Here is a 22,479-nt window from a genome sequence, read left to right as displayed (position 1 = left end):
GGATTCTTCCCTGAAACTTCATATTGGCACGATCTGTATGCGAAACCACGCCTCGGACAAATGCCACCGGCGCAAGAGACTCTTTCAGAGGCCGGAATAATCTTCAGACGCTGTCAACAGCTGGTCGGATTTGCGCACCGGTCCTGAGTTCGACGGCCGTGTCCCCGAATAACGTGCCCCGCAATGCATGCGGCGAGCACAGCGAGACGCACCAACGACTAGGCCGCCAAACCGGCGATCTCGCTGCGCGCGCCATCGATGGCGGTCGCCCGGGCCTCCTCGCCCAGCGCTACACCTTCCGCCCGCACGATCGTAAGATCGGTCACGCCCATGAAGCCAAAGATCGCGCGCAGGTACGTCTCCTGGTGGTCGAACGCCTCGGCGGCTGTGCCCGGCCCGTAGAAGCCACCGCGGGAGGAGGCGACGCTGACCTTCTCGCGTCCGGCCAGGCCCACGGGGCCGTTTTCGGTGTCGCGGAAAGTGGCGCCTGAGCGCGACCCTATTTGAAACCGGGCCGCGATGAAGAGTCACAAGTCGCAAACTGTTGAGCGATCGACCCTCAGCGTCGAGTTTTTGTCAGGGTGCTGACTCTCGAATGCGCATGCGATCGAGCTTTTATCGTATCGCGCATATCGCCCTGAGAAATAAGAAGACTGGCGCGTTCGACACCATTCGAACATGTGACCTTTGCCTTCGGAGGGCAGTCGCCCGCTGCGGCTTGGCGGCTTCACGCTTCTTTGTCGCTATTCAAAGCGGCGTTTGAGTTTCTCGAAACCCGCCGTTCATCATTCAAGCGATCTCGGCGACGGACGGCGGCTCTCCGAACAAGCCTGCGCGGAAATCGCTATAGGCTTGATCGATTTCCGCCTCGGTGTTCATAACGAACGGCCCACGCGCCACGACAGGCTCGCGGATCGGATCGCCATGGCCGAAAAGGAGAATGGCGTCGGAGAGCGCTTCGACTGCGATCGCATCGCCATCGTCAGCGAAACCTATCAGGTCGCCCCCAGTCGCCGACCGACCGCCGACCGTCACTTCGCCGTGCACCACATAGAGGAGGACAGTGCGGCCGCGTGGCGCGGGTAGTTCAACCCGCCCGCCGGCAACAAGATCTGCCTGGGACATGAACATGCCGGTAATCGAGCGTATCGGGGCGACTGCGCCCGCATATTCGCCGGAGACCAGATGTAGCTTCCCACCCCCGCCTGCCAGGGGCACTGAAGGCAGACCCTCGGCCTGAACGCCGATATAGGCAGGCGGAGTCATTTTCAGCCGCGATGGCAAGTTGATCCAGAGCTGGATCACCTCCAGCAGCCCGCCTGTTCGAAAGAAGTCTGGCGGGACCTGCTCATTGTGGACCACGCCGGCGCCCGCCGTCATCCACTGCACGCCCCCCTTCTCGACGGTGCGCCGATGCCCGCCAGAGTCGGTGTGAACCAGCGCGCCTTCGAGGATGAAGGTCACGGTTTCGAAGCCGCTATGGGGATGGTCGCTGAACGGCATGCCCTGGTTGTTCGGACCGAAGAACTGCGGGCCATGATGGCTTAAAGTCAGGAAGGGGTCGTAGGCATGGTCGATCGGATCGCCGAGCGCGAAACGGGTCTCGAGAGAGCCAATATGCTCGCGACGGGGCGTACGGATGGAGAGAACGCTGCGATTCGTCATGGAAGGTCTCCTCGATCGAGTTTGGAGGCCGCCCAGCGTGCCCCCGCAATGCATGCGGCGAGCACAGCGTGACGGACCAACGACTAGGCCGCCAAACCGGCGATCTCGCTGCGCGCGCCATCGATGGCTTTCGCCCGGGCCTCCTCGCCCAGCGCAACACCTTCCGCCCGCACGATCGTAAGGTCGGTCACGCCCATGAAGCTAAAGATCGCGCGCAGGTACGTCTCCTGATGGTCGAGCGCCTCGGCGGCTGTGCCCGGCCCGTAGAAGCCACCGCGGGAGGAGGCGACGATGACCTTCTTGCGTCCGGCCAGGCCCACGGGGCCGTTTTCGGTGTAGCGGAAGGTGGCGCCCGGCACCGCGAGACGATCGATCCACGCCTTCAGTTGGCTTGGAATGGTGAAATTGTACATCGGCGCACCCACGACGACGGTGTCCGCCGCGAGAAATTCCTCCAACGCGCCGCGTCCTGCAGAAAGGTCGTTGCGAACAGCCTCCTGCTCGGGCACGGTTCCCTGCGCAGCCAGAAGATGCGCGCCGGAGAGATGGCCGATCGGCTCTGATGCAAGGTCCCGAACAGTCACCTCGGCGTCGGGGTGCAACAGCCGTTGGGCACGGACGACTTCGGCAGAGAGCGTGCGGCTGACCGAGGCGGGGCCGGTAATGCTTGTATCGACATGCAGTATTTTCATGATGTGCTCCATCCAGTGCGTTGCGTACTCGCCGCCGGACATAGCCTTATTGCTTCCGCTAAAAAACTGGGATAGAATGGAGATTGTCTATCGGAGAATTCGATGGAGTTCGGAATCAACCTTGATCAGTTGCACGTGTTCGCGGTCACGGTCGAGGAAGGGAGCTTTTCGGCGGCAGCCCGGCGGCTCAACCGCTCGCAGTCCTCCGTCACCTACGCAATCCAGAAGCTCGAAGGGACGGTCGGTGTCCCCCTGTTCGACCGCAGCGGATATCGGCCGGATCTAACCGAAGCCGGGCGTGGGCTCCTTCCACGTGCGCGCCGTGTCATCGAGACCAGCGCTGGCTTCGAGCGCCAGATACGCGCGCTGCGCGAGGGTATTGAGCCGGAAGTGACCATGGTCGTCGACGCGATGTTCCCGATGCCGTCCCTCTTCATCGTACTGTCGAAATTCGATCAGCGGTTCCCGACCGTGCAGACCCGGCTTTATGTCGAGTCCATGGGGGCGACCGTAAAGACCGTCCTGGAGGGTCACGCTGACTTTGGCATCGTCATCGACTTCGCCAACGTATCGGACGAGTTGGCGTCGGTAGCCATGGATGCGATCGAACTCGTTCCGGTCACTGCGCCCACGCATCCCTTGGCGCTGATGCAAAGGCAAAGCGGAGAGACACTGCAAGACGAAGACCTGCGCGACCACCTGCAGCTCGTGCTGACCGACCGCTCGGAACTGACGAAAGGCCGCGACAATGGTGTCGTGAGCGTACGCACCTGCCGCCTTGCGGACCTGGGCGCGAAGCATGCGATGCTCCTGGCCGGAATGGGCTGGGGTAATATGCCGGTGCACATGGTCACCAGCGACCTCGAGGCAGGTCGCCTTGTGGAACTGGTGATCGCGAGGTGGCCGAAACATGTGCGTCGTCCAACGATCGCGACCGCCGCTGTGCATCGACAGGACCGTCCTCCGGGACCAGCCGGCTCATGGCTGCTGGAGCAACTGGTTGGGACCGGAAGATGACCTTCCGAGCCGGTCGCGGGCGGCGAGCGGCGATACTTCGCGAGCTGAAGGCGGCGCGTACACTGCGCTAGAAGGAGGAGGTCCTCCGTGCAAAAGGGCAGGGGAGTGTCGCGCAACATTGTTGGTCCGCAACAGACGGACGCCGCTCTAAATCCGGGCGTCGACGCCGCGTTGAGGTAGATGTGCGGGGTGGACCGCCTCGATCACAGGCGCTCAATGTGGTCGGCCCTACCACCGTACGGCACATTTCGCCGGCCATAGCGCCGCACTCGAATATTTGCCTGCTCCGCGTGTCCCACGAAGCCTTCAAGCGCACACAGGCGGGAACAATACTCACCAATCATCGCCGATGCCTCGTCGGTCAGGACTTTCTGGTAGGTGCATGTCTTCAAGAATTTGCCCACCCAAAGGCCCCCCGTATACCGAGCTGCTTTGCGCGTGGGCAGGGTATGATTCGTACCAATCACCTTGTCACCAAAGCTGACGTTGGTGCGCGGGCCCAAGAACAAGGCGCCGTAGTTGGTCATATTGCGCAGAAAATAATCTGGATCCCTAGTCATGACCTGCACATGCTCCGATGAGATTTCATCGGCGATACGAACCATTTCTTCCTCGTTCTCGGCGACAATCACTTCGCCAAAGTGTGACCATGACTGCGACGCCACCGCCGCAGTCGGCAGGATTGTGAGAAGCCGCTCGATCTCTCGCATCGTCTCCCGCGCCAACCTCTCGCTCGTGGTGAGCAGGATAGCAGGGGAATCCGCTCCATGTTCAGCCTGCCCGAGCAGATCGGTTGCGCACATCTCGCCGTCGACTGATTCATCCGCAATGACGAGCGTCTCAGTCGGTCCGGCGAAGAGATCGATGCCGACGCGACCGAAAAGCTGTCGCTTAGCTTCGGCGACATAGGCGTTCCCCGGGCCCACAAGCATGTCGACGGAAGCGACCGACTCTGTCCCGATCGCCAGGGCTCCGACGGCCTGTATACCCCCGAGCACGTAAATCTCGTCGGCACCCGCCATGGCTTGCGCGGCAACAATAGCCGGTGCGGCCTTGCCCTCGAACGGAGGTGCGCAGGTCACGACGCGCTTGACGCCGGCGACCTTTGCAGTGATGACGGACATGTGTGCCGAAGCGAGCAGCGGGTATTTGCCGCCCGGAACGTAGCAGCCGGCGGCATTAACCGGCACGTTCTTATGCCCAAGCACTACACCCGGCAGGGTCTCAACTTCGACGTCCTTCAAGGCTTCACGCTGAACTTGAGCGAAGTTGCGGACCTGCTTCTGCGCAAACTCGATATCGCGCAGATCCCTTTCGTCAAGCTGATCGATGCAGCCCTGTATTTCTCCAGGGCTTAGACGATAGTTCTCTCGATCCCAATTGTCGAACTTGATCGAGAATTCGCGCACCGCGACATCGCCACGCTTTTCGATGTCGGCAAGGATGCCTTCGACGATCCCGCGCACCTTGCTGTCGGCCGCGTCGCGAGCCTCTGCTCGCTTCAACCAAATGGACATTCGGCTCCCCTAATAGTGCTTTGCAATCCACACGCGTGGGCCACGTATGAGATTCACAAGTATCTGTCTTTTGAATCGCCTCTCGCCGCGATGCACTCAAGCGGCGGGCGAGGGCTCGGTTCGCATGCCGGCTACTTGATCGCGTAGATATAATAGGTCGGCCCCTCCGCCGACCTTGTTCCGGTCGCCGCGAAGATCGTTCTGTTGATCCAGTCGAGCGCGGGAGAAGACGTCTCAAAGACCGGGGTCGCGCGGAAATAATACGTGTCGGGGTCGACGGCTTCGCCACGGCCCAGTCGATCAAGCACGTCCCTGGGACCGTGGCGGTATCCCGTGTAGCTCATGCCAAAGGCATGGCCCTCCTTTGTTTCTAGCGTAAGCCGGGCATCCATCTGGAGAACGCCGTCGGGCCGCATCAACAGCCAGTCGCTTCCGCCAATCACCCGTCCACTCAGCGTTGGTCCCTCGAATTTGCCCCCGACAATGGTGGACACCTTCCGACCTCCTGCTGGAATATTGCCCAGATCGACGGGCGTCGGCACTTCCAGGGTTAAGGCAAACGCAAATTCTTCGATCAGCTTTCTCATGATGGTTCTTACGTCCTCTGCTTTTCCTCTTGCAATCGTATGCACGATCATCGGCGTTTGTCCATCGCTTTTGGATTCTCCCTGCATGTGTCGGATTTCCCATTCGACTGTCAGTCTTATGAAGTCTCTGCCATTGCAGCGTCTTTCTAAAGAAATCCCAACCATAACCGCATGTTCGAGCGAGATTTGGTGCTTGTTTCCTACCGAGACCGCCCTGTAATCTCTAGCCAACGACAGGACCATCCCTGACTTCCTCGCGATTGAGCTCTGCATTCGTATGCAATATTTTCATGAAACGTGCGAAACCGTCGGGAAGAGCACTCTTGCCACCGCAACGTCAAGAAGCCTTGCCGGTGCAGTCGCAACCGGATCGATCGGAGCATCGATGCTCCCGATTGTCTCCACGGTGGACGTGCAGGGGCTGCCGACCCGTCCAAGCCGCCTATCTGGGAGATGACTGTACGAGCCGGCCAATTTCGGACCGATAGCCCCGAGGACTCGAGCTACCGGAATGCGCGGCGGGACGGGATTGCCCTCACAGCAACTGCTCTAACCGCGGTGCATGAACAGCATCGCTCGAGCATGTCAACTGGAGGGCAACATGGCCGGACGTGAGGATTACAGCGCCTGGAGCAAAACGTGAAAATTCGGCACTTTCGTTGCGGCGAAGCAAAGCTATGTCGTAAAGCAGACTTGGGATTTTCCGCCGCGAGCGACAGCATATGAGAAGGGGCCAAGACGCAGGCGACGAGCGGGTCTCTCGCGAGGTAAACGCCACTGACGTCGCGAAGCTCGCCGGTGTATCTCAATCCGCCGTTTCAAGAGCATTCACTCCTGGTGCCAGCGTCGCTGCAGCTACGCGTAAACGGATTCTGAAAGCGGCACGCACGCTGGGCTACAGGCCTAACTTGATCGCGCGGTCACTCATCACTCGCAAATCGCGTGTGATAGGTGTGGCGGTCGGCTATCTTGAAAATCAGTTCAATCCTCAGGCCCTTCAGGCACTCTCGCGCGAGCTTCAAGCTCTCGGCTACCAAGTCCTGCTCTTCACGCCCGATCAGGACGGCACGGTCGATCTTGGGATTGAGAAAGTACTCCAGTTTCAGGTGGACGGCCTGGTGCTATGTTCGACGACCATGTCCTCGAGCCTGGCTCGGGAATGCGACAACTCCGGCATTCCGGTGGTAATGTTCAATCGCGCGACGAACGATAGCAGCGTGTCGAGCGTCACCGGTGATAATGTTAACGGAGCCCGCGCGATCGCGGAGTTCCTTGCCGCTAGTGGCCACCGGCGCTTCTGCTTCATGGCCGGTCTAGAACACACTTCCACTAGTCGCGAGCGCGAGCATGGCTTCACGAGTTGGTTGGCCCAGAACGGCTATGGAGAGCCTCTGCGCATCGTGGGCAACTACGAGTTCGAAGCGGCCAGGGATGCGGTTCGCCTGATGTGCAAGCAAGGTCCCATTCCCGACGCGCTCTTTTGCGCAAACGATCACATGGCACTGGCTGCGTTGGAGGTGTGTCGCAGCGAATTCGGTCTTCGGATCCCCGACGACATCTCGATCGTAGGCTTCGATGATGCCGGCCCGGCGAGATGGCCATCATTCTCGCTAACGAGCTATTCGCAGCCGATCGAAATCATGACGAGCGAAACGACACGTCTTCTCATGGACTTGATCCAGCGAGGTACGTCCTCGCCGCGACAGGTGATAGTCAAGGGAGATTTGATCGTAAGGAATTCTGCACGACGACCAGAAGTAGGGGTTGAAAGGGTCGAAACTCAGTACGTGTGGCGGCCTGCCGTCGTCAGACCCGCTGGATAGGATCTGTGCGAGTCCGTTCAATTGGAACTGGCCGATGGAGCAGGCCGATTGGGCGCCTCGCTGCTTCGCATGTCGCAAGGCCGCTGACCATGTACGCAATCCTCTCGCACCATCGGACGGTCCAGCAGCATTAGGCGTCTGTGAAGTTTGCGGGCATGCAGCCACAGCCGCTCGCCGTGTGCCAATCCGTAATGGCGAGCTATGGCGACGGCTTCCTCCTACAGATCGATCGCGGCTACAGCAGGACAGGCCATTCATTCCGGGCGGGAAATAATGTTTTTCGCTCTTGTCCGCTAATCCGCGGCGATGATCCAGCCTAGAGTCATCCACGACATATCGGAGACTAGTAAGAGCTCCGACCATCACGTGGAAATGGCTATGAACGATCAGACGAATCCCATCTTCGGACAGAACCGCCTCAAGCTCGGCATCTTCGGCTTAAATGGCAGGGGCTCGGCCCAGACGCTCGTTCCCGAAGCCTACAGGCCAAGTTGGGCCAACGCCCTAGAAGCGTCGAAGATGGCGGACGGCGCCGGATACGAAGCCATCGTTGCGTACGCGCGCTATAAAGGCTTTGTGCCCGGCAATACAAAGCACCCGACGGGCGTCGTTTTCGATCCGTTCACCCTTTCAGCTGCGATCGGACAAGCGACGCGGTACTCAGCCATATTCCCGACTACTCACGCGCCGACGATGCATCCAATTGTTGCGGCAAAGCAGTGTGCCACGATCGACGCCATTACTGGCGGGCGGCTCGCGCTCAACATTGTAGCGGGCTGGAATAAGCCAGAACTGGAGATGTTCGGTGCACCCTTAAAGGAACATACCGAACGATACCAGCATTTGGCAGAATGGCTTGCGATCCTCAAACGACTCTGGACCGAAGAAGACGAGTTCGACTTCAAGGGGAAATTCTACAATATCGAGAAGGGCATGTCGATGCCCAAGCCCGTCCAAAAACCTTATCCTCCAATCATGAACGCGGGCGGCTCCGAAATCGGACGACGTTTTGCTTGCGAGCAGGCCGACATCTGCTTCGTTCTGTTCAACGCGGAACGTCCTGAGGCGTGGCAACAACAGATTTCCGATTACAAACGGTACGCGCTCGAAGAGTTCGGACGCAAGGTGCAAGTGTGGGCCTTCGCTCCCGTAGTTCAGCGCGACACCCAGGCAGAGGCCGAACGCTACGTCGAATATTACGCCGTCGAGAATGCGGACACTGAGAGCGTCGATCGCTTTGTGGCGCAACAAGAAGTGTCCAGCAAGGGAGCCTCACCGGAAGTGATGCACTCACTCCGCCGCAACTTTGCGGCTGGTGGTGGAGGAGCGCTGATTGTGGGTTCTGCCGATAGCATCGTTGACCGTCTTCATTCGCTGTCCGACGCAGGGCTGGATGGCCTGCTGATGACGTTTGTGAATTTCAAGGATGGCATCGCACGCTTCAATCGGGACGTGTTGCCCATCCTCGAAACTCGCGGTCTCAGGGCACAATTCAAACCACAGCATTCAAATGCGGCCGGTTGAGATGTCTCGGATATGGAGGCCCACATGCATGCTCCGTTCATAGTCGGGTTGGGCGGTACAACCCGGCCCGGGTCTACCTCGGAGACTGCGCTTCGGCATGCCATTGCGGCTGCCGGATCGCTTGGAGCCCGCACGCGTATCTTTGCGGGCTCCGATTTAGAGCTGCCGCTCTACTCGCCCGATCTACCCTACCGTGATGCTAGCGCGACCGCACTTATCACAGCATTGAGGGAAGCTGACGGTGTGATCATAGCCTCTCCGGGATACCACGGATCGATTTCCGGCCTAGTCAAGAATGCGCTAGATTACGTCGAAGACTTACGCACGGATGTCCGCCCCTATCTCCACGGGCGGGCGTTCGGAATCATTGTGTGCGCCTACGGCTGGCAAGCTACCGGTTCAACTCTCAGCGCGCTTCGATCCGTCGCACATGCTCTGCGTTCCTGGCCCACACCCTTCGGGGCCGCTATCAACTCGGCCCAGACACCCTTCAAGGATGGCGAGTGTGTCGACCCGACAGTCACCGCCCATCTCGAGCTTGTCGGACAACAGGTCTACGAACTGGCTAATGCCTGGAAGACTATGGGGCGCGCGGCCTAATCCAGAGTTATGAGACAGAGGATTAGTAGTGTCGAAACAAAATAGGCGCGCGGAAGTCCTCGTAGCCGGTGGAGGCCTGGCTGGCTTTTGCGCGGCCCTGTCGGCGGCCGAAGCTGGCGCGGAGGTCACACTGATAGAAAAGGCGAGCAGCTACGGGGGAAGCACAGTGCAGAGCGGGGGAGGCTTTGCCTTCGCGGGAACCGAGGCCCAGAAGGCGCTGGGCGTCGAAGACTCGGTCGATTTGCTGCGCGCCGACTTGATGAAGTGCGGTAACGGCAAGAACGATCCCGATCTTACCGACGTTTACGTCGAGAGGCAGCTGGACGCATACGAATGGCTGCAGAGGCACGGCGTCGAGTTCGGTCCGGTCACCTTGGCCTCAAGCATGTCGGTCCCCAGGGCTCATTCAGTCGATCCGCGCCAAATGATGGAAGCGCTCCGCAAAAGGATCTCGCAGGTCCAGCGGATCGCCTACCGCACTGAGTGCGCAGCTCAGCGTATCCGCCCGGGGCGCTCCCATGATGATCCCGTTACGGTTGCCGTTTGTGCCAAAGATGGCCCATTCGAGTTTTGCGTGACTTCCGGCGTAGTGATCGCTACGGGGGGATTCACGCAGAGCGAGGAGCTCATCGACCGCTACGCGCCTCATCTGCGAGCCGCGCTCCGAGGTGGCGGAGAGGCAAATACGGGCGACGGATTTCTGATGGGCCTGGCGTTGGGCGCCGACCATCGCGACGTCGGTTATCTTAAGGGGACTTTCGGCTTCTCGTTGAATTCCTATCTTGGTACTGCGCGTGATGATCGGCCGATCCTGATCGTGTCGATGTATGATGGCAGCATCATTGTGAACCGCGCAGCCAAGCGCTTTGTCAACGAGTCCATTTCATACAAGGAAATCGGCGAAGCCTGCCTCAAGCAACCTGAAGCGGTCGGCTTCCAGATACTCGACGGCCGAATAATGGCAATGTCCAAGCCGGTGCCCAATCCCTGCAACTACGACTTAGCAGAAAAGAACGGTCTTATGGTTCGGGCCGATACATTAGCGGAACTAGCCGAGCGGCTCCGCATCGACCCTCAGATCTTTGAGCAGACCGTGGTGCGCTACAACGACGACATCCGCGCGGGGATCGACACCGAGTTCGGCCGCGCGAGTCTGAGCGGCAATTTCGGAGTGCCACCGACAATCGAGAAACCGCCGTTTTACGGATATCCTTGTGCGACCGCGCTGATTGCAAGCTACTGCGGTCTGGCCGTAGACCGCGCGATGCGCTTGGTGAACCCATATGGTGAGCATATCCCGCGCGTCTTCGCTGCCGGGGAGGTTGTCGGCGGCTTCCACGGCCAGGACTATTCGAGCGGATCTGCCCTTGGAAAAGCAGCCATATTCGGGAGGCTAGCAGGTGGGAACGCAGCCGCCACAACCAGAGCAAAGTGATTCCCGAGAAGGCGCAGGGAGGCAATATGACGGCCAGGACCGACCAATTCACACTCGAACGGACCGCCGATCGGATCGAGATTCTAGACGTGCTCGCCCGCTATTCCCGTGCCATCGACCGGCTGGATTACAACTTGATCCGGGAGGTCTACCACGAGGATGCGGTCGACAATCACGGTAAAGACCTGACCGTTGAGGAATTCGTCTTCTGGGTAAGGGAGCGGCATAAGACGATCAGCGTCTCCTGGCACAGCTTTGGCAACGTCCTTATTGATTTCGCCGGACCAGACCTCGCACTTGTCGAAAGCTACGCGCAGGTGGTTCAGTGCTATCCGCCTGAAGCGAAAGATGCGCTCTCCCAGCTCGTAGGAGACGTCGAGGGCAATACGACTTCAGGCAAGGTGCTTCTGATTTCCGGGCGCAGCGTTGATCGATTCGAGCGGCGAAACAACCGTTGGAAGATTCAAAGACGTACGATCGTCTATGAATCGTCAATTGTCGTCGACATGCAGCCGGAGCCGAAAGGGGGCCCCAGTTGGGTGCGAGGCCGTCGGGACGGCGATGACTTCTCTTTTCAAGAGCTACGTGCATTGGGCATATGCCAGTAGTTCCGAATAGGCTTCAGGATGTCTTTGCCAGTTCCTCAACAGTCCTTCGGGGAAATATTTACCAGATCCGTTTTCGCCTGCTGCCAAACTGACCGATCGAGCCAAGCTGGAAACCCGGCGCCACCTGTCGATAGGCGGACAATCACTGATGAGGGGAGAAACTATGAGCACCTTTGAGAACTATGCTGACAGGTATCAATGCGCGAAATTGGAACGCCGGGACGGCATCTTGCAGATCACGCTGCATACGAACGGTGGTCCCCTGCAATGGAGTAAGCTTGCACATCTCGAACTGCCCGAGCTCTTTCGGAAAGTCGGCGATGATTATGGAAATCGCGTGATCATTTTGACGGGCGCCGGAAACGAATTCTGCGGCCCGCGGATCACTGCAAACGATGCGACCAAGTACTGGCCGGACCGTCCGCCGACCGACACTGAGTACACGAACACGGCACAGCGCGAAATGATAGCCATGATGGACGCACTTCTGGCTATCGAGGCACCGATGATCGCCGCAGTCAATGGGCCGGCGACACGCCATTGCGAGCTCGCGCTACTCTGCGACATCGTCCTTGCCGCAGACACGGCAACATTCGCCGATTCCGGTCATTTTCCTGCCGGGCTGGTTCCTGGGGACGGCGTTCACGTTCTCTTTCCAATGCTGCTCGGACCTAATCGCGGACGTTATTTCCTGCTCATGGACGAGGAACTGACGGCACGGCAAGCCCATGAGCTGGGCATGGTCGGAGAGGTGATGTCTGGGGATGCGCTGAACCCGCGCGCGTGGACGATCGCCGAAAAGCTTTCGACGCGCTCGACGACCGCGCTGCGCAATACGCGCAAGTGCATCGTGGAACGTATCCGTCGCGAGATGCACGAGCTGGTACCGTACGGTTTGGCGCTCGCTACCATGAATCTCTATTTGGAAAAGTATTGAGGGACTGCAGCTTGGCGGAGTCCGTGAAGGCCTCGCGAAGAAATGGCTTTAGTGAAATGGAAATGCACTTACCCACGACACCAAGTTTTCGACTTGATGGGCGTCGTGCCGTCGTGACCGGCGCCGGGCGAGGTATTGGGCTTGCCGCTGCCGCAGCGCTTGCGGAAGCAGGCGCCAAGGTGACGCTGATCGCGCGCTCATCGAGCGAGATCGAGGCCGCGGCGAACGCGATCTGCGGTCGAGGTCAGACCGCCGATTGGATGATACTTGACGTCACGGATATTGCTGCTGTCGCGGCTTTTTTTAAAAGCCGGCCAGCTTATCATGTTCTTATCAACAATGCGGGAACGAACCGACCGAAGTCTGCAATCGAAGTGAGCGAAGAGGACTACGATGTGGTTGTCGGTCTAAATCTAAAAGGCGCCTTCTTCGTCGGACAGGCCGCAGCGAAGCGTATGATTGCAGAAGAGGTTCGCGGCTCACTCATACATGTTGGCTCTCAAATGGGCCATGTCGGTGCTCGCAACCGATCGCTCTATTGCGCCTCTAAATGGGGGCTTGAAGGGATGAATAAAGCTTTTGCGCTCGATTTTGCGCCCCATGGAATCCGCAGCAACACAATCGCTCCCACGTTCATCGAGACCCCGATGACAAAGCCGTTTTTTGAGGATGCTGACTTCAAGGCTGAAGTACTGTCAAAAATAAAACTAGGTCGGCTCGGTCAAATCGAGGATCTACTTGGGGCGATTGTCTATTTGGCCTCCGATGCCTCCAGCTTGGTCACTGGTAGTAGCTTGCTTCTGGACGGTGGCTGGACGGCGGATTGAGGAAAAATGCGAAGTATGGGCCGTACTTCGTTGAACAATCAGCTGCAGCTGTTCTTTGAAACGACCTCGATAATTGATCCTGTAGCTGGAGGAATTGTGCGTCAAGGCGAGGTCCGCTCACGGATGCTCGCCGACATTTGGCTCGGAGCGAGCTTCGGGCGAACGTACCGCGAATCCGCCGCCGGCAGCGGGCCTATAAGATTGATTGGCGAATGCCGGCTTGGGCGCCCTAGGCGCTCCTCCCTCAACTGCCGGGGTCGTATCGTCGACCCCGGCCTTTTTCCTGGTTGCTACAAGAAGGATGAGGACCGTCTCGCAGCGCCGAACGCCGAGAAAAAAGTTATCGTCGTTGACGTGGGTGATCGGTGGATCACAGTAAGACAATCTGCAGCGGATGCGCCAATCCGGATAGCTTACCTGGGCTTATAGAGTCGTATCGAGGTCATTGCCCCGAACTTTACCGTGATGGCCAACGGTGAATCGGGACAGACCGCATCGCAACGATGCATCATCGACTCGCTGCGATCTTTGCAAGACGCTGTTTGGACGATCTGGATCCACACCACGGAAATCGCGAAATTCCGATGGACAATGGGTACGTGAGGATGCGCACCATCCCGGGGGCGGGTATGACGTTTGCCGGGAGGATGTCCACAAGCCCAACCAGCACTTCCGTGCCCTGATTGGCGACAAGCGGACGATGAGAACCAGATCATTCTCCAGGTCCACATCCTGCTGATGCGTCTTCACCGGAGCTAGGGCCTGACGATGCCGCAGGCACAGGGCCAGACCATCCTGCTCTGGCAGTTTGTTCGTTGCGACCGAGTATTTGCCGCTCGTCGCTCAAGCGTCGGCGATTGCCTCGGTGCTTCATAACCTGAACACGGCGCCGAACACGCTGCTCCACCCCTTCCAGGTCCGCCGCTTTCTCGGTCAGCGCACGAGCACGGTCACGTCCTCGCCGCGTGCGAGCGCTTGCGCGACGATCGCGCGCCCCGTGCCGCCAGTCGCCCCCGGAACCAGTATTTTCGATGGCGCCGCCTGAACGGCATTGTTCTGTGAGTTCATCATTGGACATGACGGGCGCGGTGGCCAAGAGGGTCGTAGTCGACAACCGCCTCTGTGCTAGAAGCAATCCGGGCGCGCAGGAAACGGCAGCTCGCAGCAGCCACTGCCGAGCCATGTAGGAAAATGGCGTACGCTGACGTTACGCGGGAGAGGCGCTTCGGCCAGTGATTTGATCGGACATATCCGGGCCGTGCTCGCTCCACTCGGTCTGTCTTGCATCCAAGCACGGCCGTGCAATCCAGTCGCTACGGAGGCGCATGCGACAGTGAATCACACACTTCCGAATCCTACGAAGAGAGAAGCCGCGAGTAACATCAGGGTCTTGCGGATCGTTGCGTTGTTGACATTCGCGTTGCTGTTTGGCTTGCAAGCGCCGCAATTGCCCGATGCGGGGCCCGCTCTGTTTCCATTGATTGTCTGCGGCACGACTTTTTTGTCGAGCAGATCAATTTGCCGATCGCTCCTCGTCTGCCTCTGAGCAGACGCTTTTCCGGAAGCCAGGAAGTCGATGAAAGTGCGAACCTTGGGCGGATAGAAATTTCCTACCCACGATGCCGCCACCCCCAAAACACAGCACGATCCACTTCTTGTCAAGCTGCCCAGCAGTATCTCGTTATTTCAGAACAGCGGGAATGGCATGGTTGGCAATTGTAGAAGACGATTTATCGGCAAGTTCGGGCCAAAAACCGCACCTTTGAACGACGTGGAGCGTGGAAAGAGCCGCTTGACATCGATCAAAACTCATTGACAACGAGCGCAATTAGTGAAAATCATTTTCACGCGTTGCTGGGAGGTCTGCCGAGAACTGAACCTTCACCTTCCGATGAACGCCAAAAAAGCGTCTAGCGAGGCGATCAGGCGAAGCAAAGATGAAGAGAGCCGGAAGTTGATTTGGCCGCGAGGGAGAAGGTAGCAAATGACCGGTGAAGGTCTTGCTGCATCAACCGGTGATGTCGCTTCCGACACCCAAGTTTCCAAACAAGCAAATACAAATAATGAGCATCCGAACATGATCGGTGCCGGATGGGAGGAAGATGGTGACAATTTTTAAGCGATTATCCGGCGCTGTGGCCATGGCTGTACTGTTGGGAAGCAGCGCGATCGCTCAAGATGCTTACAAGATCGGTGCGCTGTTTCCTATGAGCGGGCAGACCGCGTCCATTGGAGAGCAGCATCTGCGAGCGACGATGCTCGCAATCGAACAAATCAACGCCGACAAAGTGCTCAAGAAGCCGATCGAGCTGGTGCTCGAAGATAGTCAAGCCCAGGCACAGGTCGCTGTCATCGCCATGAACAAGCTGGTTAGCATAACGCGGGTTCCGGTTGTGCTGACCAGCATTTCGGGCGTGACGAAGGCGATCACGCCGCTCGGTGCGCGCGGAGAAGTACTGGTGTTGAATGTGGCGGCGTCGTCACCTGACTTGGCTGGCCTCTCGCCATATCTCTATAGTGTTATCCCGCTCGCTGATGGCCAGGTGAGCACCCTTCTTCCGTATCTGGCAGGGAAGAAGAATATCAAGAAGATCGCCTTGGTCTATGTAGACGATCCACTTGGTCAGGGTATTGCGAGAGTCCTGAGCAAGGATGCACCAAAGAACGGCCAAGAGATCGTTGCTTCTTTTGCACTTTCCAGCTCGACTTCGCAGTTTGCCAGCGTTGCCACAAAATTGCGGGAGAGCGGTGCCGAGGCGGTGTTCGTTGCCTATCAAGGTGGGGATTTGCTCGTTTCACTCGTGAAACAGTTGCGTGATAATGGTGTAAACGCGCCAGTCGTCGGCGTTGCTACCCTTGGCTATCAGAGCCTTATCGCCGACCCAGCAAGTGAGGGCATGATCTATGTCAGCCAAAAGGCGGATTGGTCGGCGAAAGATCCATTGACGCGGCGCTTCGTCGAAGGCTTTCGTCAGAAATTTGGCGTGGACCCAATCCCCTACGACGCCAATTTCTATAACGCCATCATGATCCTGGCCAAGGCACTCAGTGAACTCGAAAGGTCTGGCAAAGAGGTTACCGGCAGGGCCATTCGTGACAAATTTCTCGAGATCAGGTCCTTTGCGATAATTGGTGGTGAGCTTGAGTTACGCGACGACGGGACGGTGACGGTACCCGAACAGATCAATATCGTTGAGGGCAAAGCTGTACATGTCCTCCAATAGGGCGTCTGTCGCTCGCACCCGAATGGAATTCCGATGCTCCTGTTGCAGCTGCTCGTGGACGGCATCCAGGCCGGCGCCATCTATGCCCTGATGGCTGTCGGATTCGCGATCGTCTTCGGAATGACTCGAACTTTTCACTATGCGCACGGTGCAACCTATCTCATTGCAGGATATGGCTTCTACGCCTGCGTCAGCGTCTTTGATTTTCCATGGCACATCGCCGTCCTGGCGGCGATCGTTCTAGCCACTACGTTCGGCTTTTTGGTGCAGTTGCTTGTCTACCGCCCGGTGCAGCGTGATGCAGGGGCTTTTTTCACAATTTTCGTCGCGTCGTTCGGTGTGGCAATCGTCGTGGAGAATGTGCTCGCGATGATCTTCGGCAGTGGTTTTGTTTCTGTAACGTCAACTTTGTCGCGGGCTCATTCGTTCCGGGGGCTTTATGTTTCCCAGCTCGGAGTGATCATACTCGCGGTAACCCCGCTAATCTTCCTAGCTCTCAACTATGTCTTCGAGCGTACTCAGATGGGGCTCGCACTGCGTAGCCTTGCAGACAATCCCGAATTGATTACAGTCTTCGGCCTATCCCCAAAGCGGCTCTGCGTGATCGCCCTTATGATTGGGTCCTTGTTGGTGGTACCCGCCGCCGTCTTCCAGACCATTATTGCTGGACTGACACCGTCGGCTGGGCATCGGGTTATGCTAATCAGTTTGGCTGCGACGATCATCGGCGGCATTGGTAGCTTGCGCGGCGCGGGTCTCGGCGGCCTCCTGTTGGGCGTCGCGGAAAGCCTATCATTTTGGCGACTGCCGGCGGGCTGGAGTGATGCGGTTACCTTCGTGATCCTGCTGGCATTCATCCTCCTGCGCCCGTCCGGCCTCCTTGGCCAGAAATCCCGCGTATAGGTTGCCCCATGGCCAACTATGTCGCTAACTTATTGACGATAACCGGGATCAGCATGATTCTTGCCATCAGCCTTAACTTGCTGATCGGATATGCCGGCATTTTCTCAATGGCGCACGCCGCGTTTTACGGCGTCGGAGCTTATGTCGCCGCACTGCTTGCACTTCACTACACTGCGGAACTGGCGATCGCGATTCCGCTTGCCATGACGGCCTGCGCCGCCACGTCAGTGTGCGTATCACTGCCGGCGCTGCGAGTCCGCGGGGAGTATTTCGTAGCCGCCTCGCTTGGGCTGCAGGTCATCGCCTTCACCTTGTTCGAGCAGTGGCAGTCGGTGACAGGTGGCCTGAACGGTCTGATTGGCATTCCAGTCGCCGTGCTGTTCGGATACCGACTGAGCTCGCCGCTTGCGTTTATGACGGTAACGCTCGTTCTGGTCATGCTAGTGGCAATAGCCGTGATAATCCTCTTGCGGACATCGTTCGGGCGCGACCTCCGTGCGATTCGCGATGACGAGACTGCTGCCACCGCCGCAGGCAAAAACGTGGCGGTTATCAAATCAATCGCGGTGGCGGCGTCATCGGCGCTTTGCGCGGTCGCGGGTGTGCTCTATGCCTTTAACGTTGCTTTCGTGAATCCTGATGGCTTCACGCTGAATGTTTCCGTGCTGATCATGGCGATGGTCATTATCGGCGGGGCGGGCACTATCGCTGGACCGATCGTCGGCGCCGCGCTGATCCAGTTCCTGCCGGCGGCGCTGAGCTGGTTGCCGCTGCCACCGCAGAACATCGGTTATCTGCAGCAAAGTCTCTATGGTCTGGCGATGGTACTGTTGATGATCTATCAACCCGCTGGAATTGTGGGTAAAGCAAGGGCGAAGACATGAGCAAGCCTACCGGGATTGCTTTGCAACTAAAGGATGTTAGCAAGCATTTCGGCGGCATATCCGCCGCTAATCATGTCACTCTGTCGCTGCCTTTCGGAAAAGTAACAGGACTTGTCGGGCCGAACGGAGCCGGTAAGACCACTATGTTCAACATCATAACCGGTCACATTCGACCGGATCAGGGCTCAGTCACTCATAAGGGCATGACGATCCGGAGCCTGACACCTCGTGCTATCGCGCTAAGAGGCATTGCGCGTTCCTTCCAGGCGCTGCGCCTGTTTTCCCACATGACCGTGCTAGAGAACGTGCTGACAGTCATGGAGCGCAGCCCCTGGTCGTTCCTTGCGCCTGGATCTGATAAGCGTATCTGGCGTGAAGGGGCCGAGGAGATACTCAGGCAGGTCGGTCTGGCCGACCTGCGCGACGAACTAGCCGTCGATATCTCCTATGGAGAGCAGAAATTCCTCTCGCTCGGCCGCATCATCGCGATGAACGCCAATGTCTGGCTTCTTGACGAGCCTGGATCAGGCCTCGACCTCAGTTCTTACGACCGTTTCTTTTCCGTCTTGCGCGAGAGCGTCGATGCCGGCGTCGCCATCTGCCTCATCGAGCACAACCTCGACATTGTGCGGGGCATCTCCGACGAGATTGCATTCCTGGATCGCGGCACAGTCCTCGACCAAGGTTCGCCGGACCGCATCCTCAACGATGCGGAGTTGACCGCCATTTATTTCGGGGAGGTCGCCTGATGTCCGCGGTCGCAACGGAATGGCAACTCTCCGGTGTCAGCGCCGGTTATGCTGATCGGATCGTGTTGAACGACATCAGTTTTACTCTCGGCCAAGGGCAAACCATGGCTTTGATCGGTCACAACGGAGCCGGTAAGTCTACGCTGCTCAAGCTTCTCTACGGCATGTTGCCACCGCGCGAGGGAACCATCACCTGTCGCAGCAGGGATCTACAGGGAGTGCCGCCGGTAGAACGGATGCGCTACGGTATCTCTTATATGCCGGAAGGCAGGGGCGTCTTCCCCAACATCACCGTAGAGGACAATTTGAAACTCGGACTCGCGGCGTTCAAGCTCAGCCAGGTAGAGCGCAACGCACGCATCGAGCGCGTCGTCGAGCCTTTGCCTATCTTGCGCGAGTTTTTCTACCGCAGGGCCGGGCTCCTGTCCGGCGGTCAGCAGCAGATGCTTTCGCTGGCACGCACACTTGCTGCCAACCCGAAGAGCCTGTTGCTCGACGAGCCGTCGATCGGGCTTGCCCCCAAACTATTCCAAGATCTGCTCATCACCATTAAGGACGCTCAGAAGATCCTGCAATTCTCGATCATCCTTGTCGAACAGAACGTCCAGACCGCACTGCGGGTGGCCGACCTTGCCCTTGTGCTAAAGGCGGGAAGAATTCTTTACTTGGGGAAGCCAGCCTCGATCATGGATCGCACCAAGCTTATGGAATTGTACTGAGCGGGGCGCATAAGAGATGAGCGCGAAGAGATGCTTACTGAGCAAGTTGCACGGTCTGCGGCCGGACCCCGCGGAGACGCTCACTGCCGACGCGGTCTTTACGCTGGCGTCCGTCAGTAACTGACCGATAGCTGCATCCTTCATCCCTAATGCCCCAGTCGTGGCTGGATTCACAAGAATTAATCGCCGAACGTTAGTAAAACAAGGGCATTCACAGGAGTATTCGATGTCGGCCAGGTTGGACGGAAAAGTTGCGATCGTGACTGGCGCCGGTTCCGGCATAGGAAGGGCCATTGCCGTATCCTTTGCAAGCGAAGGAGCAACGGTGATCGCCGCAGGGCTCGCGGACGGACTCGGCCAGACGGTTGAACTTTGCGCACATGCAGGTGGTCGCGCAGTCGCGGCTGAAGTGAACGTTAGCAACCCTGACGCCGGCGAGGAGATCATCGAAAAGGCCAAAGCAGGTCTCGGCCTTCCCGATATCCTTGTCAACAACGCGGGAATAGGCGGGGCGCACTCGATCTACGATACAGAGGATGCTGAGCTGGATCTATTTCTGGATGTGAATCTACGTAGTGTGTTTCGCATTTCACGGACGTTCGTTCGATTGTGTCGGTCTGAAGGCCGAGGGGGCGCGATCGTCAACATCGCGTCCGCACAGGGGCTTCTCGGTTTTCCCAACAATTCTTCCTACGCCGTGACGAAGGCGGGCGTCATTGGCCTGAGCAGGCAGATGGCCAACGACTGCGCCGTGCACGGCGTTCGCGTTAATGCTATCGCACCCGGCATTATCGAAACCCCGCTTACGGAGGAGCGGCTCCGCTCGAGTACGCGATTTCGCGCCATATCGGTGGATATAACGCCGCTCGGCCGCGCAGGCCGCGCGGCGGAAGTTGCGGCAGCGTGTTTGTTTCTCGCCAGCGACGAAGCGAGTTTCATTACCGGCCAAGTGCTGGCCGTCGACGGTGGCGCATCATCTACCGTATTTCGCGCGCCGGCCAACGTATCGCAACTCACGTGAATCCACCCTGGATGTGTAATCGCAGGTGTTCGACGGCGAGGAATGAACGCGTGGCAAACGCGGTCATGTCGATTTCACGGGTGCCGCGCCATAGAAATCCTCCCCCGTGCCGCAAAAGTGGACCATCGTGCCAGCGTCGCCTCTTTTGCGGTTGCGAGCCCATGATGGATGGAAACAGCTGGATGCGGACAGGTGGGTGCGTGATTTACGTCAATCCTGGGTTAAGTCGATTGCGCTTGCTGTGTGTATTACCCGCTGCCTACCGCCTTTTTGACGTCGGCAACCAATGCCAGAAGGCGCGGACCAATTTCCTCGCGAAGCCGTTCTTTGGGGAGGGAGTAAGCTGGCGCCCCCGCTACCACTACGTAGACCCCCCGTGTGCTCGGATCACTAATGGGAGCGGCGACCGAGTTGATCTGCTTATGCCACTCACCGATACTGATGCAATATCCATGGTCTCTGTAATGCCGCAGACTACTTTTGATTCTTGCGCGCAAGTCGTTCCACTCCGCTTCTTCTCTCGGCCGCAGCTTTTCACAAATCTCATCGCAGGTTTCCGCTGAAACTCCCGCAAGATAAGCGCGGCCTATAGCAGTGTTAAGAACCGGCAGCTGCATTCCCACATCGAGCCGCAAACCGATTATCGACTCAGCCTCGAAGGCATCGAGATACCGCATTTGATTATCGACGAGCGTACCGATCCCAACGCTGCAATCTGTCTCTCGCGTCAGCTTTTCCATCAACGGCCGGGCCACAGTTCGCAAGTTAATACGCATCGAAATCAAGGCGGAGAGTAACGCAGAGCGCGGCCCGGGAACGTAAAGCCGCTCCCGCGAGATGTATTGAAGGTAACCAAGTTGATAGAGAGTGTAGGCCATACGGGAGACCGTCGGCAGAGAAAGCCCAGTTTCCTTGGTGATCTCACCTGTCCCAATTGGCGCGCCAGCCTTGACGCAGGTTTCAAGAACGGTCAACCCGCGGGCGAGGGCTGTGAGAAACTGACTATCGTCCGCCATGTCCTCCGATCCCGCAATCTGCAATTCGACTTGGCGTGGCTTGCGACGCGACTTCTCCCGCGCAGTCATTGCGCTCCTCCAATGATCCTCGACTTCAAGCATATTCAGCATCTATTGCGCGCCATTGCAAAGGTAGCGTTGATCATCCTGAAGTACGCAAGCGCGCTTTTAACAATGACACTGCCGATTCGCAGCTAGTCACGCTCAAGTCCACTGGCGTGGACACCTTGATTCTGGCGACAACCCCCAAATTCGGAGCTCAAGCCATCTGCCAAGCGCGTAGTATCGATTGGCATCCGCGAATCCTGGAGTCTTATGCTTCCTCGTCGATCAGCCAAGTCATGCAGCCGGCCGGCGCAGAAACCGGGATCATTACGTCGCTGGCGAGGGATCCCACCAATCCGTCTCAGCAGAATACTATCCGGACGGCAAGAAAGATGATGTTCTGGACGTGAGCGGTTACAATAGCTCCATGGCGCTAGCGCATGTGCTGCGGTAGTGCGGTGAATCTCTCACGGGAGAGAACGTCATGCATCATGCGTCCGATCTCGACTTGCAGCTTCCCATGATGATGAATGGAGTTCGGTTGAAGACGAGCCCGACCAACCATTCCATTGTACAGTCGTTACGCCTTTCGAAAGATGACGGTACCACCTTCTGCGCCGGGGGCCGCGACCGACGACAAAACCGCCGATAGAACGCAAGAAGGTTTAACAATCGCGGCGCCCCTT

Annotated in this window: 22 protein-coding genes and 1 pseudogene; 16 read left to right on the top strand and 7 right to left on the bottom strand. The window is 58.2% G+C overall.

Annotation, left to right across the window (positions count from 1 at the left end):
- Positions 1-218 precede the first annotated feature (218 nt).
- From IC761_RS30190 to IC761_RS30180, 3 genes are all read right to left on the bottom strand, one after another.
- Positions 219-455: an NAD(P)H-dependent oxidoreductase gene (locus tag IC761_RS30190; RefSeq protein ID WP_246791368.1), complete on the bottom strand. Its 237-nt coding sequence runs from the start codon at positions 453-455 to the stop codon at positions 219-221.
- A 334-nt stretch (positions 456-789) separates the two neighbouring features.
- Complete coding sequence (locus tag IC761_RS30185; RefSeq protein WP_195800296.1) at positions 790-1,665, bottom strand: pirin family protein; 876 nt, start codon at positions 1,663-1,665, stop codon at positions 790-792.
- 83 nt (positions 1,666-1,748) lie between these two features.
- Positions 1,749-2,357, bottom strand: a complete 609-nt coding sequence (locus IC761_RS30180) for an FMN-dependent NADH-azoreductase (RefSeq protein WP_195800295.1) — start codon at positions 2,355-2,357, stop codon at positions 1,749-1,751.
- A gap of 102 nt (positions 2,358-2,459) precedes the next feature.
- On the opposite strand from IC761_RS30180, the gene IC761_RS30175 reads away from it, so the two are divergent.
- Positions 2,460-3,374, top strand: a complete 915-nt coding sequence (locus IC761_RS30175; RefSeq protein ID WP_195800294.1) for a LysR family transcriptional regulator — start codon at positions 2,460-2,462, stop codon at positions 3,372-3,374.
- Between the two features lie 203 nt (positions 3,375-3,577).
- Here the strand turns inward: IC761_RS30175 and hisD are convergent, their stop codons facing one another.
- Positions 3,578-4,891, bottom strand: a complete 1,314-nt coding sequence (gene hisD, locus IC761_RS30170) for a histidinol dehydrogenase (RefSeq protein WP_195800293.1) — start codon at positions 4,889-4,891, stop codon at positions 3,578-3,580.
- A 131-nt stretch (positions 4,892-5,022) separates the two neighbouring features.
- Positions 5,023-5,565 (bottom strand): DUF3237 domain-containing protein, encoded by a 543-nt coding sequence (locus tag IC761_RS30165; protein ID WP_210338496.1) that lies wholly within the window; start codon positions 5,563-5,565, stop codon positions 5,023-5,025.
- 635 nt (positions 5,566-6,200) lie between these two features.
- Between IC761_RS30165 and IC761_RS36230 the strand changes: the two are divergent.
- The 8 genes and pseudogenes from IC761_RS36230 to IC761_RS30130 form a co-directional block, all read left to right on the top strand.
- Positions 6,201-6,326: pseudogene (locus tag IC761_RS36230) on the top strand (transcriptional regulator); the annotation flags it as partial.
- A 105-nt stretch (positions 6,327-6,431) separates the two neighbouring features.
- Positions 6,432-7,301 (top strand): substrate-binding domain-containing protein, encoded by an 870-nt coding sequence (locus IC761_RS30160; RefSeq protein WP_246791367.1) that lies wholly within the window; start codon positions 6,432-6,434, stop codon positions 7,299-7,301.
- A gap of 378 nt (positions 7,302-7,679) precedes the next feature.
- Positions 7,680-8,825: an LLM class flavin-dependent oxidoreductase gene (locus tag IC761_RS30155; RefSeq protein ID WP_246791366.1), complete on the top strand. Its 1,146-nt coding sequence runs from the start codon at positions 7,680-7,682 to the stop codon at positions 8,823-8,825.
- Between the two features lie 12 nt (positions 8,826-8,837).
- Entirely contained in the window at positions 8,838-9,425 is a 588-nt protein-coding gene (locus tag IC761_RS30150; RefSeq protein ID WP_210338495.1) for an NADPH-dependent FMN reductase, read from the top strand.
- A 28-nt stretch (positions 9,426-9,453) separates the two neighbouring features.
- The gene (locus IC761_RS30145) at positions 9,454-10,860 is read left to right on the top strand and encodes an FAD-dependent oxidoreductase (protein ID WP_195800289.1); all 1,407 of its coding nucleotides are present in this window, start codon (positions 9,454-9,456) and stop codon (positions 10,858-10,860) included.
- A gap of 26 nt (positions 10,861-10,886) precedes the next feature.
- Positions 10,887-11,468: a nuclear transport factor 2 family protein gene (locus tag IC761_RS30140; RefSeq protein WP_195800288.1), complete on the top strand. Its 582-nt coding sequence runs from the start codon at positions 10,887-10,889 to the stop codon at positions 11,466-11,468.
- 163 nt (positions 11,469-11,631) lie between these two features.
- Positions 11,632-12,405, top strand: a complete 774-nt coding sequence (locus IC761_RS30135) for an enoyl-CoA hydratase/isomerase family protein (protein WP_195800287.1) — start codon at positions 11,632-11,634, stop codon at positions 12,403-12,405.
- Positions 12,406-12,467: 62 nt separating this feature from the next.
- The gene (locus IC761_RS30130) at positions 12,468-13,232 is read left to right on the top strand and encodes an SDR family NAD(P)-dependent oxidoreductase (protein WP_195804810.1); all 765 of its coding nucleotides are present in this window, start codon (positions 12,468-12,470) and stop codon (positions 13,230-13,232) included.
- 933 nt (positions 13,233-14,165) lie between these two features.
- On the opposite strand, the gene IC761_RS30125 is transcribed toward IC761_RS30130, so the two are convergent.
- A complete protein-coding gene (locus tag IC761_RS30125) occupies positions 14,166-14,303 on the bottom strand; it encodes a hypothetical protein (protein ID WP_438265061.1) in 138 nt (45 codons plus the stop codon).
- A gap of 913 nt (positions 14,304-15,216) precedes the next feature.
- Here IC761_RS30125 and IC761_RS36120 point away from each other — a divergent pair.
- From IC761_RS36120 to IC761_RS30095, 7 genes are all read left to right on the top strand, one after another.
- On the top strand, positions 15,217-15,351 hold the full coding sequence (locus IC761_RS36120; RefSeq protein WP_283814462.1) for a hypothetical protein: 135 nt from the start codon (positions 15,217-15,219) through the stop codon (positions 15,349-15,351).
- Between the two features lie 22 nt (positions 15,352-15,373).
- Positions 15,374-16,456, top strand: a complete 1,083-nt coding sequence (locus IC761_RS30120; protein ID WP_246791365.1) for an ABC transporter substrate-binding protein — start codon at positions 15,374-15,376, stop codon at positions 16,454-16,456.
- Positions 16,457-16,489: 33 nt separating this feature from the next.
- Positions 16,490-17,359 (top strand): branched-chain amino acid ABC transporter permease, encoded by an 870-nt coding sequence (locus IC761_RS30115; protein ID WP_195800285.1) that lies wholly within the window; start codon positions 16,490-16,492, stop codon positions 17,357-17,359.
- An 8-nt stretch (positions 17,360-17,367) separates the two neighbouring features.
- Positions 17,368-18,243, top strand: a complete 876-nt coding sequence (locus tag IC761_RS30110) for a branched-chain amino acid ABC transporter permease (protein WP_195800284.1) — start codon at positions 17,368-17,370, stop codon at positions 18,241-18,243.
- Positions 18,240-18,992 carry an ABC transporter ATP-binding protein gene (locus IC761_RS30105; RefSeq protein ID WP_195800283.1) on the top strand — a complete coding sequence of 251 codons (753 nt, stop codon included), beginning with the start codon at positions 18,240-18,242 and terminating at the stop codon, positions 18,990-18,992. The genes IC761_RS30110 and IC761_RS30105 overlap by 4 nt, the downstream gene beginning before the upstream one ends.
- On the top strand, positions 18,992-19,711 hold the full coding sequence (locus IC761_RS30100) for an ABC transporter ATP-binding protein (RefSeq protein WP_195800282.1): 720 nt from the start codon (positions 18,992-18,994) through the stop codon (positions 19,709-19,711). The genes IC761_RS30105 and IC761_RS30100 overlap by 1 nt, the downstream gene beginning before the upstream one ends.
- 226 nt (positions 19,712-19,937) lie before the next feature.
- Entirely contained in the window at positions 19,938-20,732 is a 795-nt protein-coding gene (locus tag IC761_RS30095; RefSeq protein WP_195800281.1) for an SDR family NAD(P)-dependent oxidoreductase, read from the top strand.
- Positions 20,733-20,980: 248 nt separating this feature from the next.
- Here the strand turns inward: IC761_RS30095 and IC761_RS30090 are convergent, their stop codons facing one another.
- A complete protein-coding gene (locus IC761_RS30090; protein ID WP_195800280.1) occupies positions 20,981-21,817 on the bottom strand; it encodes an IclR family transcriptional regulator in 837 nt (278 codons plus the stop codon).
- Between the last annotated feature and the right edge of the window lie 662 nt (positions 21,818-22,479).

This window comes from Bradyrhizobium commune (assembly GCF_015624505.1).
GTDB lineage: Bacteria > Pseudomonadota > Alphaproteobacteria > Rhizobiales > Xanthobacteraceae > Bradyrhizobium > Bradyrhizobium commune.
The sequence above is the reverse complement of the archived record's forward strand: the minus strand, read 5'-3'. Positions and strand labels throughout refer to the sequence as shown.

Excerpts from the sequence above, each read along its gene's own strand:
- IC761_RS30130 (WP_195804810.1), top strand. The coding sequence starts at position 12,468 with ATGCACTTACCCACGACACCAAGTTTTCGACTTGATGGGCGTCGTGCC.
- IC761_RS30175 (WP_195800294.1), top strand. The coding sequence starts at position 2,460 with ATGGAGTTCGGAATCAACCTTGATCAGTTGCACGTGTTCGCGGTCACG.
- IC761_RS30095 (WP_195800281.1), top strand. The coding sequence starts at position 19,938 with ATGTCGGCCAGGTTGGACGGAAAAGTTGCGATCGTGACTGGCGCCGGT.
- IC761_RS30125 (WP_438265061.1), bottom strand. The coding sequence starts at position 14,303 with ATGATGAACTCACAGAACAATGCCGTTCAGGCGGCGCCATCGAAAATA.
- IC761_RS30115 (WP_195800285.1), top strand. The coding sequence starts at position 16,490 with ATGCTCCTGTTGCAGCTGCTCGTGGACGGCATCCAGGCCGGCGCCATC.
- IC761_RS30185 (WP_195800296.1), bottom strand. The coding sequence starts at position 1,665 with ATGACGAATCGCAGCGTTCTCTCCATCCGTACGCCCCGTCGCGAGCAT.
- hisD (WP_195800293.1), bottom strand. The coding sequence starts at position 4,891 with ATGTCCATTTGGTTGAAGCGAGCAGAGGCTCGCGACGCGGCCGACAGC.
- IC761_RS30150 (WP_210338495.1), top strand. The coding sequence starts at position 8,838 with ATGGAGGCCCACATGCATGCTCCGTTCATAGTCGGGTTGGGCGGTACA.
- IC761_RS30090 (WP_195800280.1), bottom strand. The coding sequence starts at position 21,817 with ATGACTGCGCGGGAGAAGTCGCGTCGCAAGCCACGCCAAGTCGAATTG.
- IC761_RS30140 (WP_195800288.1), top strand. The coding sequence starts at position 10,887 with ATGACGGCCAGGACCGACCAATTCACACTCGAACGGACCGCCGATCGG.
- IC761_RS36120 (WP_283814462.1), top strand. The coding sequence starts at position 15,217 with ATGACCGGTGAAGGTCTTGCTGCATCAACCGGTGATGTCGCTTCCGAC.
- IC761_RS30120 (WP_246791365.1), top strand. The coding sequence starts at position 15,374 with ATGGCTGTACTGTTGGGAAGCAGCGCGATCGCTCAAGATGCTTACAAG.
- IC761_RS30100 (WP_195800282.1), top strand. The coding sequence starts at position 18,992 with ATGTCCGCGGTCGCAACGGAATGGCAACTCTCCGGTGTCAGCGCCGGT.
- IC761_RS30165 (WP_210338496.1), bottom strand. The coding sequence starts at position 5,565 with ATGCAGGGAGAATCCAAAAGCGATGGACAAACGCCGATGATCGTGCAT.
- IC761_RS30110 (WP_195800284.1), top strand. The coding sequence starts at position 17,368 with ATGGCCAACTATGTCGCTAACTTATTGACGATAACCGGGATCAGCATG.
- IC761_RS30180 (WP_195800295.1), bottom strand. The coding sequence starts at position 2,357 with ATGAAAATACTGCATGTCGATACAAGCATTACCGGCCCCGCCTCGGTC.
- IC761_RS30155 (WP_246791366.1), top strand. The coding sequence starts at position 7,680 with ATGAACGATCAGACGAATCCCATCTTCGGACAGAACCGCCTCAAGCTC.
- IC761_RS30135 (WP_195800287.1), top strand. The coding sequence starts at position 11,632 with ATGAGCACCTTTGAGAACTATGCTGACAGGTATCAATGCGCGAAATTG.
- IC761_RS30105 (WP_195800283.1), top strand. The coding sequence starts at position 18,240 with ATGAGCAAGCCTACCGGGATTGCTTTGCAACTAAAGGATGTTAGCAAG.